Genomic DNA, 17,137 nt, shown 5'->3' on the forward strand with positions numbered 1-17,137 from the left:
AGCAGCTAACTAGGCGTTTAAGACGGATTCCCAACGCTTGGGAGTTTCGGCTCTAGGTTGAGTTTTGTGTTTAAGGCACAATGGTTTAGGATTGTGGTCGCGTTGCTCACCACTTAACGCAGCGTTATGCAACTCAGGTAAATTTAGGGGTTCAATCTTTTGGGGTTTTTCCGGCTATTTGTTTTGTGTTGTCGGCAAATGAGCATTTTTACCCTCAAATTCGTTGTTTACTCAAGCCGTAAAACAGGCAAGATTCTTTGTTTGCCTCAATGAGTTTTAGTGCTGGTTCGTTGCCAATTCAGCGTGCGCAAAGTGTGGAAAGGGCAAGTTTATCGAGCATTTTGCACTTGCTGAAGTTTTAGCTCGTTGAGTTTTTCTGATTCAAAAGCTTGGTTTGTTGCTGAAAGGTGGACTTTGTTTTGGCGGCTTATTTATCACGGCTCCTACTTGGGTTGATTGTTGAATCACTCAACCATTGCAATCGTGGCTTTTGAACGAGTAAAGTTAGTTTATCTTATTGAATTTGCATAACAAACGGCTCAAGAGGGATTGCCAACGCTTGGCGACTTTAGTGCAAAATTGAAGTTCAGCGTTTACAGTGTGTTTTTTGAGTTCGGCGGTGCGTTGTCAACCCCTTAGCCGGGCGTTATGTGAAAAGAGGACATATGAAACTGTCAGAAAAAGATTTTGAGGATTTTACTAAGGTGTTGCTCAAGAACACTGCCGAACTTTGTCCTCCTGAAGAGCAAGAGATTGTTAAGAAAATTACATCTTTTAGGCAAGTTCTAATAGAAGAATCAGACCGTGGTTGTGCTTTAATGGCTGTCGCATTTATCGACGAACTTCTAATAGATCTGCTAAAGGCGTACTTTATCGAGAATGAGGTCTTAACTAAGCGAATGCTTAGTTCCAGTGGTAGTCTTGGTAGTTTTTCATCTCGAATAGATATGGCATATGCGTTAGGACTAATGTCAAAGAATGTAGTTCATGACTTAAATATTCTTCGCAAAATTAGAAATGATTTTGCTCACGTATCTAAACCTCTAACTTTTGAAGAGGACGGCTTAAGGTCTCGATGTTTTGCCTTAGCAGTTATGCCTTTTCCTGCAGGCTTAAAAGCCCGATCTAGGTTTTGCCGTTCAATGGTTGTTGCTGCCAATGAAATTGAGTTCGCTCGTCTCGATTTAACAAAATGTCAGGTTCGAGCTAACTATAATGGTGAAAAAACGGCAACATCTCTAAATGACTTAAAGAAATTTGTCGAAGATCGCTTTAGTGTAGACCTTTCAAATAGCATGTAATTTTCACATAACAAAGCATTTAAGAGTGATTCGCAACGCTTGGCAGTTTCGCTTCGCTCAAGTATAGCCAAGCGCTGCTCACACCTTAATGCGGCGTTATGTTTATCTAATTAACTAATGAGGAAATTTCATGGTAGTACTGTTTTCAGTTTTAGGCGTTCTGGCCTATCTTTTCGGGTTTATGGTATTTGGTACAGCAAAAAGTTCGATTCATGAAGGCGTTGCGTTGCTTGTTATCTTAAACGGCACAGTTCTCATTGTTGGAGCGGCTATAGTCCACTCAATCAAAAGTAATAGCGTCAAATCAGTGGAAAGTGTTAAACCTAGTAGTGTTCAAAAAATAGAGCCTTCATTTGCTGAGGATACAGATGAAACGTTATTGAAGGAAAATAATGACATTAAGCCCAATGGGCCTTCTGAGAATATTGAAAAGCAGGAAACACCTCAATCAAGCGTAAATTTGCAATTAATCAGTGAATTGAAAGGTAAGAAATTAAAACTTGGTTTCGACTCTACATTTAGCTTATGCGAGATATGTAGTCAATCTCACACGGGGCAATTAGTAGATAGTCACTATGTGTGCAATGCCTGTAAAGATAAGCACTTGTAAAATATAAACATAACAAACAATTTAAGAGGGATTCCCAACGCTTGGCATTTTTGCTTCTACTTCAATTTTAGTGGTTACGCGACAATGCTTTAGGTTGGGTGGTAGCGTTGCTCACCCCTTAATTGGGCGTTAGCCCACAAGAGAGAAATAAAAAGTAGAGTTCGATGATCAAAGGTAAAGTTGTAGAGTGGAATGACTCAAAAGGTTATGGGTTCATTTCAGCGTTAAATGGTGAGTTAAGAGTTTTTCTCCATATATCAACGGTTCAAAGTAAAGGTCGACGTCCTAAAGTTGATGATGACGTTAAATTTGAAGTTAACGAAGACAAAAAAGGGCGTTACAACGCCACTAATGTAACTATTCTAGGTTCCGGCTCAATACCTTCAACAATCATGTTTAGTATCGTTTACTTAGTTTTAGCGAGTACTGCTGTGTTCATATTAGGTGGTGAAAAGTTGTTCATTGCAGCTTATATCTTGATGTCCATTTTAACTTACGTAATGTACGCAATAGACAAGAATGCAGCTCAAAACGGCAAATGGCGGACACCAGAAAACACACTTCATCTTTTATCGTTACTCGGTGGTTGGATGGGAGCATTGTGTGCGCAAAATCAACTTCGTCATAAGTCTCAAAAACAGCCATTTAAATCAATTTTGTGGCTGACGATATTTGTAAATATTGGAGCATTTGTTTGGACATTCACTCCATCAGGTTCGGTGTTCGTCCAGAACTTTATTAGCAATTGGTTCTAGCGCTAGCGGTGAGATATGGGCTAACAAACAATTTAAGAGGGATTCCCAACGCTTGGCATTTTTGTATCTACTTGAAATTTAGTGTTTACGGTACAATGCGTTAGGTAAGGTGGTAGCGTTGCTCACCCCTTAATTGGGCGTTAGGCCTCAATCAATATAAAAGGAAGATCTAAATTGTCAGAAATTAATTTTGATGTGCTCGTAGAACGTGTGAGGGAAACGACTAATAATAAATGGTTTTGGGGGATTGCATATTTAAGTTTGATTCCTATATTTTCGGTGATTTACTTTTTACTTCCTAATGGTAGTTTCTATCATGCATCAAGTATGCACGAAAACAATTTTTACGAGCATAAGCTACTTCTAACAAAAGAGTTTCATGAGAATTTAATTAATAGCTTAAATCAATCAAATGGCTCTACTATTATTGAAAATGATGGATGGGCATCAGATGTGGCTAAACTTGGGTTATTTCAACTTGAAGTAAGTGATGCTTTTGAAGCTACTATTCAATTTCAAATGCTATCAGAAAAAGCCATTGATGGTACAAAACTTTATGACCTAAGGTTTGTTTCCGTTAAATTTCCGGTAGGTGGTGGGAGTGTTGGCGAAATGGCTGTCAGACCACTAACGGTTGAGGGTTACGAGGGACATCCTATACCGATAAATAAACTGTTTCCCCAAACAGATGACTTGCTACTATTTGCTTTCAACCAAAGTGATAATCGGCCTCATATTGGCTTAAAATCAGAGTTTATTGGAAGTTTATTTGTGTTGTGTGGTGCACAAAATGGTTTTCCTAACGAGTTACCAGGCCAGTTTAGTCGTATGCTATACCTCAGCATTGTAACAATCACTACTCTTGGTTATGGAGATATTGTTCCTCTTACAGGAACTGCCAGATTTTGGGTTGGGCTACAGTCTATATTAGGTATTTTGGTTATAGGCCTGTTTTTGAATGCACTAACATCTCAACGAAAGAAGAGCTGTCAGATAAGCCCTGAAACAAAGGCCTAACAAGCAATTTAAGAGGGATTCACAACGCTTGGCACTTTTGCTTCTACTTCAAATTTAGTGTTTATGGCACAATGCGTTAGGTTGGGTGGAGGCGTTGTTCACCCCTTAATTGGGCGTTATAAGCACCGAACTGTTCAAAATAAGGAGTAATTTTGAGTATTTGTGAATGTGAAGGACCAACAAAGGTCAAAACATCATATATTTGCACTGAATGTAATAAATCGGTGAAAAGTTGGCAACTTAAGAAAAAACTTAAGTATATTGGGATTATTGGTGTCATTGGGTATGGTGTAGGACAAGCTACCGAAGCGGTTATCTTCGATAATAGATACCCTATGGAAGTTGAGTTTGCACTTACTGATGCGTGTATTAATAGCTCAGGTCGATCATTGAGTTCAAGCCAGTATCAGAAAAAGCAAACACTGTGTTTATGTGCAGTGGAAAGAACGATTAGTGATGTTAGCTACTCCGACTTTAAATCATCAAAGCATCTATTTGACCAAAACCTGAAGCGAAACCTTAATGAGTGCTAGGTACAAGCACCTAGCACTCTTATGCTTATTTAGTGCGTGGAGGGTTGTTACCTCGACCGCCACCTGAAGGATTACCAGTTTTGCTTGGACCATTTGGTGGAGTATTATTAGCCATAAATTTTTCCTTACGTTTGTTAGTTTTATTGTCTCAATCGGACATGACTAATTTACGATAGTGTATAGGGACATTTGGGGACACAATGGATATCAGTGAAATTCAAAATGAAATTAAGTCATTGCTTGACCTTCTTGGTTGGTCTCAAAAGAAACTGGCTCGTGAACTGTATGTGGAAGAGTTTGAGTATGATGATGAACTGGAAATAAGGCGTTATGAGGAAAAAGTAAAAAAGGCTCTTTCCCGCTCTACGACTAAGGTTGAGCTACTTCGGGGTTACTTAAATTTTATCAATAGCCACCCAACATTCAGCAAAAAACGCTTGGTGCTAAATAATTTTCACTCAAGAGAGTGTCTTTCAGATGAGCAGCTAAAAACAATGAAAGAGTTTTCAAGCTTGGTTGATAAGAAAATAACATAATGTGCTTATAACAAACTGTTTAAGAGTGATTCGCAACGCTTGGCATTTTTTGCTATGCGTTGCGTTTTGTGTTTAAGGTGGTATGCGGTAGCTTCGGTAATGCGTTGCTCACACCTTAACAGGGCGTTATGCAACTCAGGTAAATTTAGGGGTTCAATCTTGTGGGATTTCTCCGGCCATTCGTTTTGTGTTGTCGGCAAATGAGCTTTTTTACCCTCAAATTCGTGGTTAACTTAAACCGTAAAACAGGCAAATTTCTTTGTTTGCCTCAATCAGTTTTGGCGTTGGCGTGTTGTAAATTCAGTGGGCGCAAAGTGTGGAAAGAGCAAGTTTATCGAGCGTTTTACAGTTGCTGAAAGTCTTGCTTGTTGAGTTTCCCTGATTCAAAAGCTTGGTTTGTTGTTGAAAGGTGGACTTTGTTTTGGCGGCTTATTTATCACGGCTCTGGCTTGGGTTGATTCTTGAATCACTCAACCATTGCAATTGTGGCTTTTGGTCGTGTAAATTCAGTTTATCTCATTGAATTTGCATAACAAACGGCTCAAGAGGGATTGCCAACGCTTGGCGACTTTAGTGCAAAATTGAAGTTAAGTGTTTACAGTGTGTTTTTTGAGTTCGGCTATGCGTTGTCAACCCCTTAGCCGGGCGTTATAACTTGTCTGTCCAATCATGATTATTGGGGTGAACCATGCACTCTTACAAAATGTCTAACATTGTTAGATATTCAAATATTGAGGCTCCGATGAAATTTCTCCGTAAGTATAAAATAAGCGTTCTTTTCTGTATCAGCGGTATTTTGTGTTTAATTGCTTATAACACCATCGGTTCATACGTAGATGAGAATGGCTTCTTAGTTGAGCCATTTGGGTTCATTCCTTTATTTTGGCTTTTTCAGCTACTGGCGTTAGTGGCTTTGGTTGTTACCTTCGTTAAACATAGAAAGGTTCAGTAAACGGGTTAGTTAAGCCACAAGCGCACTAAGAAGCTTCGTTATAACAAAGCATTTAAGAGTGATTCCCAACGCTTGGCATTTTTCATTCCATCGTTGGGTTTAGTGTTTACGGTGGTTTGATTTAGTTTTGTGGTAGCGTTGCTCACACCTTAATGCGGCGTTATAAGCAAATTCAGCCCCAGAGGATGAAAAATGGAAATCGAGTACAAAGTAAACCATCCAATCTCAGTTGAACAATTCGTGAGTTTACTGAAGAAAACTTCATTGGGTGATCGGCGTCCTTTGGATAATGAGTCAACTATTCAGGGTATGCTCGATAACTCTAATTTAATTGTGACCGCATGGCTGAACGATCAACTTGTCGGTGTGGCTCGCTCAGTGACAGATTTTCATTATTGTTGCTATCTGTCTGATTTAGCCGTTGATGAAAGTGTTCAATCCAATGGTATAGGTAAATATCTAATCTTAGTGACCAAAGAAGAGTTGAGCCCAAGCTGTAAATTGGTTTTACTGTCAGCGCCGAAAGCGCAAGGTTATTATCCGAAAATTGGTTTTGAAGCTCATAACAGTGCATGGGTTTTATCCAGTTCTGAACAGTTGAACATCAATTAAATCAAGGTGTTATTTGCTTATAACAAAGCGTTCAAGAGGGACAGCCAACGCGTGGCATTTTTATTATGCGTTGGTTTTTGTGGTTACGGTGTTATGCGGAAGCTTGGTAGTAGCGTTGGCTGCCCCTTAACGCGGCGTTAGGTTTCTTTGAGCCACCCCGTTGAGGGTAGCTCATTAAAAATTAGACTGTTGCAGCGAGGTGATGTTCGATCCTATCCAAGACTTTAGCATCCTCTAATAGGTCAAATTTTCGAGCGAAAAGGTTAGGGCTCGAAATTAAGTTAGAAATATCGGCCATTGTAAACGTCCTCGGTCTAAGCTTTATATCTCCATCTGGTACCCAATCGATAAGTCGCAAGTCATCTTGAATTATTTCACCATGACAATCGTTATTCATCATAACTGTTTGGAAAAATCCTTCATCAGCAATAAATGTATTTTTATAAAATTCTTTATAGGGCTGAGATGCATCCGTGTTACAAACAAAATCACAGAATTTTCGTGACACAATCATCCATTGGGTGCCAATAAATGGTGTTATCCCTGACATGAATTTTCTAGCTATTTTAGGTCGGTAAATATGCTCTTTATATTCAAAGCACATATTTTGTATGCGATTCATCGTTTCAGGCCTAGCTTCATTTTGGTCTAATGCTCGAATAAATTCCTTGTCTTTATTATTTGACAAAAACTCATGAATATATGGCTGAGTTTTCAATGGAAAATCTTGTCCACTTAGGTTTATAAAATGCGTCCAGCTTTTGTTCATATTCAATAGCTTAGCCATGCCACGAAGTTCAATATTAACTAAACTATACCCACCCCATAGTGCATTTTCTGATTCAAGAATTTCAGCATTTTGGTAATCATTTAGAAACAAAGTTATTTCATCTGAAATTTCTTTTCCAGAAGTTTTGTCAACATGGATAACGTAATGATTATTTGGGTGGTATATTGCATGAAATAGCCGTTTAAATTGATCTGGATAGCGGTGAACGAGAATAAGATAAGCAATCATTAGATCATTCCTTGATAAATCTGGAATATTTATTTTCACGCTCCAGTTATCTCAGTTAGGGAATGTATGTTCTGAGTGGTAAGGCGTGTTCTTATCCATAGACTATATGGGGGTTCTGTCTTGATTAATCAATAGCAATGAAATATAAACCTAACAAACGCTTCAAGATGGACAGCCAACGCGTGGCATTTTTATCATGCGTTGGGTTTCGTGATTATGGTGTTATGCGGAAAGTTGGTAGTAGCGTTGTCTGCCCCTTAAGCGGGCGTTATGCAACTCAGGTAAATTTAGGGGTTCAATCTTTTTAAATTTCTCCGGCCATTCGTTTTGCGTTGTCGGCAAATGAGCATTTTTACCCTAAAATTCGTGGTTAACTTAAACCGTAAAACAGGCAAGGTTCTTTGTTTGCCTCAATCAGTTTTAGCGCTGGCGTGTTGTGAATCTTGCGGGCGCAAAGTGTGGAAAGGGCAAGTTTATCGAGCATTTTGTACTTGCTGAAGTTTTCGCTCGTTGAGTTTTCCTGATTCAAAAGCTTGGTTTGTTGTTGAAAGGTGGACTTTGTTTTGGCGGCTCATTTATCACAGTTCTTGTTTGGGGTGGTTCTTGAATCACTCAACCATTGCAATTGTGGCTTTTGGTCGTGTAAATTCTGTTTATCTCATTGAATTTGCATAACAAACGGCTCAAGAGGGATTGCCAACGCGTGGCGGCTTTAGTACAAAATTGAAATTCAGGGTTTACGGTGTGTTTTTTGAGTTCGGTGGTGCGTTGTCAACCCCTTAGCCGGGCGTTATGCAACACGAGGATAAATATGACATCATCGAGTTTTCAAGTTATTGATGCAAAATCCTATTTCAACATAATGGTAAAGCCTCAATACGAGCAATTTTTAGCTCAAAACTCATGTGTGAAAAGTGCATTGCTTTCGACGATGTTAACCTACCACATGTATGAATGGGCTCATCCAAAAGAGAAGTTCTCAATAGGCCAATTCGAGAAAAGATATCCAGAGCAAAAAGATCTGGCTAATTTATTCGAAATGGCTAGAGACATCACTAATGGTCTGAAGCATTTTAAAGTTAAGCCAACGACAACCCGTTGCCAAAGCGGCTTTTCATCTGCATTCAGTAATGCTTTTGCTCGTCCATTGATCATTGTTTCCTCTTCTGGAGAAGAAGTCTCGGTCGATCAATTTCTCGAGGAAATGGTCACTTTTTGGCAGCGAAACCTTGAGAAGTTTGCATAACAAAGCGTTCAAGAGGGATTTGGCACGCGTGGCATTTTTAATTTGCGTTGGGTTTTGTGTTTAAGGTGCTTGCAGAAACTTATGTATTGCGTGCCTGCACCCCTTAACGCGGCGTTATGTCCCAGTAATATACCTCGGTTACCATCCACCTTAGTTAAGGGCTTGATTTATCAGATTTTACCCTTATCTAGGGAGTAATCTCTAAGAAAATGGATACTTACAATGAGCCACAAAGTTACTATTCCCGTACCTCCGATTTTCGACCAAATTGGTGAACATTTACGCCATGAAAGCCGCTTCTCACTTCCAAAAAAGCTCCAGCGTACTGTAGAACTTTTCTGTGAATATCAGTTTGAGCACGCAACAACACTCAAACAAGGCGAAGAGTTCTGGCGCGCGCGAATCAATCATCATGGTGTTACTGAAGCCTTTGGAGTATCTCAGGTAGGTGCACCACCAAAAGGAATGGCTGGCTCAGGTCGTATAAATCCAGCCGGTATTTCCTACCTATATGGCGCTTCGAACAAAGAAACTGCACTTTCTGAAGTTCGCCCTTGGAAAGGTGCTATTGTTACTGTTGCTGACTTTACATTGAAACGTGAAGTAAAAGTGGCAGATTTTGTACAGAATATCCCGATTCCTAAGTTCGCGGGAGTCGGATTGAATGAGTTTTCTGATCAACTAATGAGAAGCATGATCTCACTGATCCTCCAAGGAAAATATTTTTCTGCACCAGCTCATGCTCATGATGACTATGCATATTTAGCTAGTCAGTATATAGCGGAACAGCTTAAAAATATGGGGTTAGATGGTATTAAGTACCCAAGTGTACTGAGTGAGACAGGTGAAAATATCTGTCTATTTGACCCCAATATTGGTGAGTTTAAAAATACGGAAACTGTAACAGTCAAAAAAGTTAGTTACGACTTCGAGTAAGGACATAACAATCTGTTTAAGAGTGATTCGCAACGCGTGGCATTTTTGCTATGCGTTGCGTTTAGTGTTTAAGGTGGTTTGCGGCGGCATCGGTATTGCGTTGCTCACACCTTAACAGGGCGTTATATTTTTTAGGTGAGTTATGGACAAAATAATATCAACTGCTTTTGAAGAGATGTGCGGTACTTATGAGCGGATGCTATGCTCATTTTATCCAGCGAGAGATTCCACAGGATTTACAGAGCAAAATCAGGTTCACAATTTTGTGAACGCGTTAAAAACTGCATTAGATGATGAAGATTCAGTACATTGGTTAGAGTTTCCGTGGGTTTCTAAGAGTGAGCATATTGATGGGATGGTATTTTCTCCGAAGTACAAGTCAATATTTTACATTGAAGCAAAGCGCCTTTCTAAATCGATTCAAAAGTCACTAGTGGTGGATGATATTGAAAGGGTTATTAGTAATGATCGGTCTTTTATCAATAGCAATGAGCTTTACGCTGAGAACGAATACATAATTGCTTTGTCTGATGTCTGGCTTGAAGATAAATGGAAAACGGCAATTCCCCATTGGTGGTTAGGGAGTGAAGATCTACCTGTTCAGTTCCAGTCTTGGGAGCATAAGCATAAAAGAAAGCTAGCTACGCCTAAAAGTACGCTCCAAAAGGAACTACAAAAAAGAAACATAGATTGGGCAAACTCAAAATCCCTTGTTTACTTGGTTGGTGAAAAAGTAAATAAGGTGAAGAACTACTGTCTACTATTAGCAAGCAAAAAAATATAACAAAGCATTTAAGAGTGATTCCCAACGCTTGGCATTTTTCATTCCATCGTTGGGTTTCGTGTTTAAGGCGCAGTGGTTTAGTTTTGTGGTTGCGTTGCTCACACCTTAATGCGGCGTTAGGCATTAGGAGAATATATGAAGCGCAATAGCTTAGATTCAAATAACGTTGATCTACTCGTAGCATCAACAAAATCAGTTTTAGGCGCAGTGCCGTTTGCTGGTCCGTTGCTTTCTGAAATTGTTGGGAGTGTTATTCCAAATCAACGCATTGACCGATTAACTCGATATATCCAAGAGCTAGAAGCACGTTTAGCTTTAGTTGAAGATATAAAGATTGAAAATGTACTGAAATCTGCAGAGGGAGTTGACTTAATTGAAGAAAGCTTTTACCAAGCATCAAGAGCACTTACCGAAGATCGAAGAGGCTACATATCAAATATTGTCGTAAACGGAATCAACGATAGTATTATCGACTATTCTGAGTCAAAGTATTTATTCAAGATATTAGAAGAATTGAATGAACAAGAGGTTATTTGGCTCAGATTCTACTTGCATCCAACAATTGGTGGAGATGAAGAGTTTAGAGAAAAGCATAGTAATGTCCTAGAACCTATTCACGCTTTTATAAACAGCGATGAGCGAACTGTTGAGCGTTCTTCTCTACAAGAAAGTTATAAAGAACATTTAGAGCGCTTAGGGCTTATAAGGTCTCGTTACCGTATTGATCGTCAAACTGGAATGCCACAATTCGATAAACATACAGGTAAGCCCTCTGTGTCAACTCGTTCGATTACACCAATAGGGAAGTTGTTACTAAAGCAAATTGGTCTCTATGGCGAAACAAATGCCTAACAAACTGTTTAAGAGTGATTCGCAACGCGTGGCATTTTCGCTATGCGTTGGTTTAAGTGATTAAGGTGGTATGCGGCAGCTTCGGTATTGCGTTGCTCACACCTTAACAGGGCGTTAGATTTCAGAGGGTAGTATGTATTTAAATGGTTTTGGCTTTTCTGGCTATAGAAGTTTCGTTGAAGGGTTATCCAAGATTTCTCCTTTACAAAAAGTAAACCTGATAATAGGAAAAAACAATGTCGGAAAATCAAATATTGTTAACTTCTTAAATGAACAGTATCCGTATTTTCTATCTAAAGTTGGGAATCAACGACAGTTTGGGAGACGGGAGCAAACTGTACCATTTACAAGGATTGATCAGCCGATCACTAGCAAACAGGTTGTTCATAAAATAGCTTTTCCTATTTTAAGTACTGAGTTAGATAATTATATTAGCGAAAAACTCAATAACGAAGTTACCCATAGACGTCATAGAGAGTTAGCAAAAAAACTACTAGAGTCAGATTCATTCAAGGATGAAAGAGGAGATGTATGGTTTGTTTACAAAGCTAATAGCCACAACGCTCAATTTACTTTGGATATTGATATTGAAGCTCTTATTCCTGTTCTAGAACACCGTGAGTGGCAACAACTGTGGACGGCTCTAACTGGCTCAGGAGGAGGTGATATTCGAGCCCATTGGGTTCCTAATACATTAGAAGCATTGTCATATGTTCCATCAGCACCTCCCAAGGTCGAGGTGATACCAGCGATTAGAAAAGTTGGAAATGCGGGTAGTGAAGCAAGTGACTTTAGTGGTGAAGGTATAATTGAACGGTTAGCTAAAATACAAAATCCTCCGATTTCAGCACAGGAAGAAAAGCAAAAGTTCCTCTCCATTAACTCTTTTGTTCAAGAGGTTCTTGAAAACGAAAGCGCAATGATCGAAATTCCCTACGAAAGGGATATGATTTTGATTCATATGGATGGTAAGACTTTACCTTTAGAGTCACTTGGTACAGGGGTTCATGAAGTAGTAATTTTAGCTTCGGCTGCAACACTGTTAGATAAAACTATTATTTGTGTTGAAGAACCAGAGTTACACCTACATCCTTTATTGCAAAAAAAGTTGGTTAAATACCTTTCTGAAAGTACTACAAATCAGTACTTTTTCACAACACATTCAGCCCACCTTTTAGATGCCGTTGAAGCTGAAATATTCCATGTAGTACAGATTGATGGCGCGTCACAAGTTAATGCAATTTCGAGTACGAAAGAAAAATCAGGTATATGTCATGATTTAGGTTACAAAGCATCGGATATTTTGCAGGCTAACTGCATTATTTGGGTTGAAGGACCATCGGACAGAATATACCTAAATTATTGGATCAGTGCTAAAAATCCAAAGCTAGTTGAAGGTGTACACTATTCGATAATGTTTTTTGGAGGAAGGCTTTTTAGTCATTTGTCTGCTTACGATAGCGATGAAGTTGAGGAGCAAGTGAATGACTTTATCTCTGTGAGAAACTTGAATCGACATACAGTAATCATGTTTGATAGTGATAAAGAATCATCTCGAGCACGAATAAACTCTACGAAGCAAAGGCTTAAAAACGAGTTTAATGCTGGTTCTGGTTTTGCTTGGGTGACCAAAGGCAGAGAAGTCGAAAATTATCTAGATTCTGATTTAATTGAGGATAGCGTAAAAGCTGTCCACCCTTCGGCTCAAGGACTTGTTGCGAAAGGAGATTGGGAGAATCTTTTAAAATATACAAAGCAAAATAGTCGTATTGAAAGGACTGCTAGTAAGGTTAAAGTGGCTCGTCATTACACCGAGAATAATGCGCCAGACTTCAGCGTTTTAGATTTAAATGCTCGGGTAAATAAACTTTGTGAGTTTATTTTTCACGCAAATGGAAATGAAATCTAACAAATTGTTCAAGAGTGATTCGGCACGCGTGGCATTTTTACTATGCGTTGGCTTTAGTGATTAAGGTGGCATGCTTAGACATTGGTTTGCGTGCCTCACACCTTAACAAGGCGTTATGTGTTTGGTGAGTTTTTAGGGTTAACTATACGATTTCATTGAGAATTCGTGCTGTGTTTTCGGCAAGTTGGCTTGGTCTAAATGGATTCTTGAACAATCTGAGATTGATTGTTTTGAAGGTTCTTGGGTTGCCTCAATTAAGTTTTGGATCTGGTTTGTGTTGAGTTTTATCGGTTTCAAATCGCTTCAATTGAAATGCATTTTTGACTGATTTGCTTGCTGACATTCAGCACTGAAAGTCTGGTGAAGCAAAAAGTTTAGCGGTTGCTGAAAGGGCGCTTTCTTTGTTGTTGATTCTGTAAGTGGTTTTCTTCGGCTAAGATCGCTGTGAAGTTTAGGTTTTGGTCAGTATCGTTTTTGTACGTAACTTATTCAAATCTCTTCATTTCTACGGTGGTTTACTTTGAATTCATAGCTAAATTCACATAACAAACAATTCAAGTGGATTCTCAACGCGTGGCAGTTTTACTATGCGTTGAGTAAAGTGTTTTACGGTGCAATGCAGCGGCTTGGCCAGTGCGTTGTTCACCACTTAATTGGGCGTTATGCAACTCAGGTAAATTTAGGGGTTCAATCTTTTTGATTTCTCCGGCTATTCGTTTTGTGTTGTCGGCAAATGAGCATTTTTACCCTCAAATTCGTGGTTAACTCAAGCCGTAAAACAGGCAAGGTTCTTTGTTTGCCTCAATCACTTTTAGCGTTGGCGCGTTGTAAATTCAGCGGGTGAAAAGTGCGGAAAGGGCAAGTTAACCGATCATTTCGCATTTGCTGAAAGTCTTGCTCGGTGAGTTTGTCTCATTCAAAAGCTTGGTTTGTTGCTGAACGGTGGACTTTGTTTTGGCGGCTTATTTATCACGGCTCTGGCTTCGGTTGGTTCTTGAATTACTCAACCATTACAATTGTGGCTTTTGTTCGTGTAAATTAAGTTTATCTCATTGAATTTGCATAACAAACGGCTCAAGAGGGATTGCCAACGCGTGGCGGTTTTAGTGCAAAATTGAAGTTCAGTGTTTACAGTGTGTTTTTTGAGTTCGGCGGTGCGTTGTCAACCCCTTAGCCGGGCGTTATGTGCTTTGCGGCATATGTCACAAACTATGAAACAGATGAGAGTAAAATTCCTCGGAAAATATCTTATAAAATAGGTTTTTCATGAAGTTCAATAGTTTATTTTTCATCGCTTTCTGCTTTGTCTCTAGTTCAGCCATTGCTTCTACCAGTACCTTAGAGTGCGTATATAAAAAGTATGCAGATCCAGAGGGTGTTCATGCGACAAAGAGTGATTTCATTCTTAGATATCTGATTGATCCCGACGCCGACAAAGTTTATGTGCTGGGGAACAATGGTAGTAATGAGGTGGTAAAGGTTCCGGGAAATGATCATGTGTCATTTTTGGAAGCGACTGGGGTAGGTAATCTGATGGTCACTACTATTACAAACACAATGAATACAGTTCACAGTCGAAACACAGTTGGCTTTGGCGGTGACCTGATTCCATCTCAGTACTACGGGAAATGCACAGCCAAGTAATACGCACATAACAAACAATTCAAGTGGATTCTCAACGCGTGGCAGTTTTACTATGCGTCAGGTAAAGTGTTTACGGTGTAATGCAGCGGCTTGGCCAGTGCGTTGTTCACCACTTAATTGGGCGTTATACCGTTTTGACTTACGCGCAGAATATCGTATAGGTTCTAGTTTATAAAAAAACCGTCAGAAGACGGCTTTGGACGTAATTATCGAGGGTTTAAGCACAGCACTTTTTGTACTTTTTTCCGCTTCCACAAATGCACGGTTCATTACGGTTTGGTGTTTTGTCATAGGTAATAGTTTTAGGTTTGTTTAATAGCGTATCAAGCTCAACAGTGTTCTCTGGTTGCTTTGAGTCAATGACAATATCAGCCACTATTGAGTGCTCAGAAAGTAATATTTCTATCTCTGCTTTACGAGCCTCGGTTGGGACGACAACATTGATTGGAGCCTCGTCAGTGCCTGCTTTTACATCACGGTTTACGTTGTAGCCTGAAATGACGTGGTTTTGTCTAGCATCGATTCGACCTTTGAAAAATAGTTTGGACATTTGCAACTCACTGATGGATTGTTGTGGTGTAATTTGGCCGCGATTATACGGCACTATGGCAATTGATAAAGAAGTTCCTACAATGTGCATCGGATCACGGTATAACAAACGGCTCAAGAGGGATTGCCAACGCTTGGCGACTTTAGTGCAAAATTGAAGTTCAGTGTTTACGGTGTGTTTTTTAAGTTTGGCGGTGCGTTGTCAACCCCTTAGCCGGGCGTTATGCAACTCAGATAAATTTAGGGGTTCAATTTTTTTAGATTTCTCCGGCCATTCGTTTTGTGTTGTCGGCAAATGAGCATTTTTACCCTAAAATTCGTAGTTTACTCAAGCCGTAAAACAGGCAAGGTTCTTTGTTTGCCTCAATGAGTTTTGGTGCTGGTTTGTTGTGAATTTAGCGGGCGCAAAGTGTGGAAAGGGCAAGTTAATCGAGCATTTCGCATTTTCTGAAAGTCTTGCTTGTTGAGTTTTCCTGATTCAAAAGCTTGGTTTGTTGTTGAAAGGTGAACTTTGTTTTGGCGGCTTATTTATCGCAGTTCTTGCTTGGGTTGATTCTTGAATCACTCAGCCATTGCAATTGTAGTTTTTGGTCGTGTAAAGTCGATTTATCTTATTGAATTTGCATAACAAACGGCTCAAGAGGGATTGTCAACGCGTGGCGACTTTAGCGCAAAATTGAAGTTCAATGTTTACAGTGTGTTTTTTGAGTTCGGCGGTGCGTTGTCAACCCCTTAGCCGGGCGTTATATGCCATCTAGTTCTGCGTTCTATACCGCATATGAAATAGCATCTTTACTATGTTGAGCGGTCGGCTTGTATTGTCTACAATAGCGCACTTTTTTACATATTTTAGGTTATGAATATGAACGACACTACAGCTAAACCCGCTTTGCCGGATCACCTTGCTGGTAATCCTCGCAGCCCACACTATGTAGCGGAGTGCTTTGAACACCACATTGGCATTCGTCTAAATGGCAAAGAACGTACTGATGTTGAAGAATACTGCATTAGTGAAGGGTGGGTGAAAATTCCGTCACCGAAAGCTAAAGATCGTTTTGGCCAGCCGATGCTGATTAAGTTAAAAGGTGAAGTTGAAGCTTTTTATAAATAAGCTGCATTTTATACCGTCCGCATGCAATGTGTTGATAACTATGTAATTCAATGCATTGCATTCAAGATCTAGCTAGGTTTCTCATCCAAACATATAACAAACGGCTCAAGAGGGATTGCCAACGCGTGGTGACTTTAGTGCAAAATTGAAGTCCAGTGTTTACGGTGTGTTTTTTGAGTTCGGTGGTGCGTTGTCAACCCCTTAGCCGGGCGTTAGGCAAAGTGAGTTTTTATCAGCTAAATCGAGTTTGAATTGAGCGGTAAATTCCATGTTTTCTGGCTTAAGTTAAGCAATAAATAATCATCACATATTTGTTGTTTCTTGATCGCGTTGAGTTGCTTTTCGTTGTGAGTTTAGCGGCAAAATAACCTTCAGCATCCAAACGTCCGCCGAGCATGCTACGCTCGTCACTTTTCTTCCAAACCGCTCAATTTGAGTTTTTTTGGTTTCTTTGCTGTTTTAGCGTTTTGGTTTATAAATTAATCAGTTAGTTGGTTTCAAATTCACAAAAACTCGTTCTTTGGTTTTGAAAATGTCGTTGTCAATCTGTTGGCCTAACAAACGGCTCAAGAGGGATTGCCAACGCGTGGCGACTTTAGTGCAAAATTGCAGTTCAGTGTTTACGGTGTGTTTTTTAAGTTCGGTGGTGCGTTGTCAACCCCTTAGCCGGGCGTTAGGCAAAGTGAGTTTTTATCAGCTAAATCGAGTTGAAATTGAACGGTAAATTCCATGTTCTCATGGCTGAACTTAAGCAATAAATAATCATCACATA

Annotated in this window: 17 protein-coding genes; 15 read left to right on the forward strand and 2 right to left on the reverse strand. The window is 39.6% G+C overall.

All coding sequences use genetic code 11. The features are described 5' to 3' along the window. Nucleotides 1-665 precede the first annotated feature (665 nt). The 8 genes from EXZ60_RS17095 to EXZ60_RS17135 all read left to right on the forward strand — a co-directional run bounded on the left by EXZ60_RS17095 (nucleotide 666) and on the right by EXZ60_RS17135 (nucleotide 6,316). Nucleotides 666-1,301 (forward strand): MltR family transcriptional regulator, encoded by a 636-nt coding sequence (locus tag EXZ60_RS17095; protein ID WP_277436035.1) that lies wholly within the window; start codon nucleotides 666-668, stop codon nucleotides 1,299-1,301. 130 nt (nucleotides 1,302-1,431) lie between these two features. Further along, entirely contained in the window at nucleotides 1,432-1,911 is a 480-nt protein-coding gene (locus EXZ60_RS17100; protein ID WP_088733288.1) for a hypothetical protein, read from the forward strand. Nucleotides 1,912-2,075: 164 nt separating this feature from the next. Continuing rightward, nucleotides 2,076-2,666: a cold shock and DUF1294 domain-containing protein gene (locus EXZ60_RS17105; protein WP_277436036.1), complete on the forward strand. Its 591-nt coding sequence runs from the start codon at nucleotides 2,076-2,078 to the stop codon at nucleotides 2,664-2,666. A gap of 174 nt (nucleotides 2,667-2,840) precedes the next feature. Further along, a complete protein-coding gene (locus EXZ60_RS17110) occupies nucleotides 2,841-3,683 on the forward strand; it encodes a potassium channel family protein (protein WP_277436037.1) in 843 nt (280 codons plus the stop codon). A gap of 152 nt (nucleotides 3,684-3,835) precedes the next feature. Then, the gene (locus EXZ60_RS17115; RefSeq protein WP_194568965.1) at nucleotides 3,836-4,216 is read left to right on the forward strand and encodes a hypothetical protein; all 381 of its coding nucleotides are present in this window, start codon (nucleotides 3,836-3,838) and stop codon (nucleotides 4,214-4,216) included. A 200-nt stretch (nucleotides 4,217-4,416) separates the two neighbouring features. Further along, entirely contained in the window at nucleotides 4,417-4,752 is a 336-nt protein-coding gene (locus EXZ60_RS17120; RefSeq protein ID WP_052190358.1) for a hypothetical protein, read from the forward strand. 742 nt (nucleotides 4,753-5,494) lie between these two features. Beyond that, nucleotides 5,495-5,704: a DUF3955 domain-containing protein gene (locus EXZ60_RS17130; RefSeq protein ID WP_025506672.1), complete on the forward strand. Its 210-nt coding sequence runs from the start codon at nucleotides 5,495-5,497 to the stop codon at nucleotides 5,702-5,704. A gap of 192 nt (nucleotides 5,705-5,896) precedes the next feature. After that, nucleotides 5,897-6,316: a GNAT family N-acetyltransferase gene (locus EXZ60_RS17135; RefSeq protein ID WP_222716237.1), complete on the forward strand. Its 420-nt coding sequence runs from the start codon at nucleotides 5,897-5,899 to the stop codon at nucleotides 6,314-6,316. A 181-nt stretch (nucleotides 6,317-6,497) separates the two neighbouring features. Here the strand turns inward: EXZ60_RS17135 and EXZ60_RS17145 are convergent, their stop codons facing one another. After that, nucleotides 6,498-7,334, reverse strand: coding sequence for a beta-1,6-N-acetylglucosaminyltransferase (locus EXZ60_RS17145; protein ID WP_017046804.1), 837 nt, complete (start codon nucleotides 7,332-7,334; stop codon nucleotides 6,498-6,500). An 811-nt stretch (nucleotides 7,335-8,145) separates the two neighbouring features. Between EXZ60_RS17145 and EXZ60_RS17155 the strand changes: the two genes are divergently transcribed. From EXZ60_RS17155 to EXZ60_RS17195, 6 genes are all read left to right on the forward strand, one after another. Then, on the forward strand, nucleotides 8,146-8,580 hold the full coding sequence (locus tag EXZ60_RS17155) for a hypothetical protein (protein WP_277436038.1): 435 nt from the start codon (nucleotides 8,146-8,148) through the stop codon (nucleotides 8,578-8,580). 222 nt (nucleotides 8,581-8,802) lie between these two features. Beyond that, nucleotides 8,803-9,516, forward strand: a complete 714-nt coding sequence (locus EXZ60_RS17160; protein WP_277436039.1) for an RES family NAD+ phosphorylase — start codon at nucleotides 8,803-8,805, stop codon at nucleotides 9,514-9,516. A gap of 142 nt (nucleotides 9,517-9,658) precedes the next feature. After that, nucleotides 9,659-10,300 carry a hypothetical protein gene (locus EXZ60_RS17170; protein ID WP_101958616.1) on the forward strand — a complete coding sequence of 214 codons (642 nt, stop codon included), beginning with the start codon at nucleotides 9,659-9,661 and terminating at the stop codon, nucleotides 10,298-10,300. Between the two features lie 135 nt (nucleotides 10,301-10,435). Continuing rightward, nucleotides 10,436-11,152: a hypothetical protein gene (locus EXZ60_RS17175; RefSeq protein ID WP_277436040.1), complete on the forward strand. Its 717-nt coding sequence runs from the start codon at nucleotides 10,436-10,438 to the stop codon at nucleotides 11,150-11,152. 133 nt (nucleotides 11,153-11,285) lie between these two features. Next, nucleotides 11,286-13,061: an ATP-binding protein gene (locus EXZ60_RS17185; RefSeq protein WP_277436041.1), complete on the forward strand. Its 1,776-nt coding sequence runs from the start codon at nucleotides 11,286-11,288 to the stop codon at nucleotides 13,059-13,061. Nucleotides 13,062-14,327: 1,266 nt separating this feature from the next. Further along, nucleotides 14,328-14,705 (forward strand): hypothetical protein, encoded by a 378-nt coding sequence (locus EXZ60_RS17195; RefSeq protein ID WP_277436042.1) that lies wholly within the window; start codon nucleotides 14,328-14,330, stop codon nucleotides 14,703-14,705. A 217-nt stretch (nucleotides 14,706-14,922) separates the two neighbouring features. Here EXZ60_RS17195 and EXZ60_RS17200 read toward each other — a convergent pair whose 3' ends face one another. Continuing rightward, on the reverse strand, nucleotides 14,923-15,255 hold the full coding sequence (locus tag EXZ60_RS17200) for a PBPRA1643 family SWIM/SEC-C metal-binding motif protein (protein ID WP_069573255.1): 333 nt from the start codon (nucleotides 15,253-15,255) through the stop codon (nucleotides 14,923-14,925). 861 nt (nucleotides 15,256-16,116) lie between these two features. Between EXZ60_RS17200 and EXZ60_RS17205 the strand changes: the two genes are divergently transcribed. Then, the gene (locus tag EXZ60_RS17205; protein WP_026028286.1) at nucleotides 16,117-16,365 is read left to right on the forward strand and encodes a DUF3297 family protein; all 249 of its coding nucleotides are present in this window, start codon (nucleotides 16,117-16,119) and stop codon (nucleotides 16,363-16,365) included. The last annotated feature ends 772 nt before the right edge of the window (nucleotides 16,366-17,137 follow it).

This window comes from Vibrio sp. 1151_11 (assembly GCF_029478525.1).
Classification (GTDB): domain Bacteria; phylum Pseudomonadota; class Gammaproteobacteria; order Enterobacterales; family Vibrionaceae; genus Vibrio; species Vibrio anguillarum.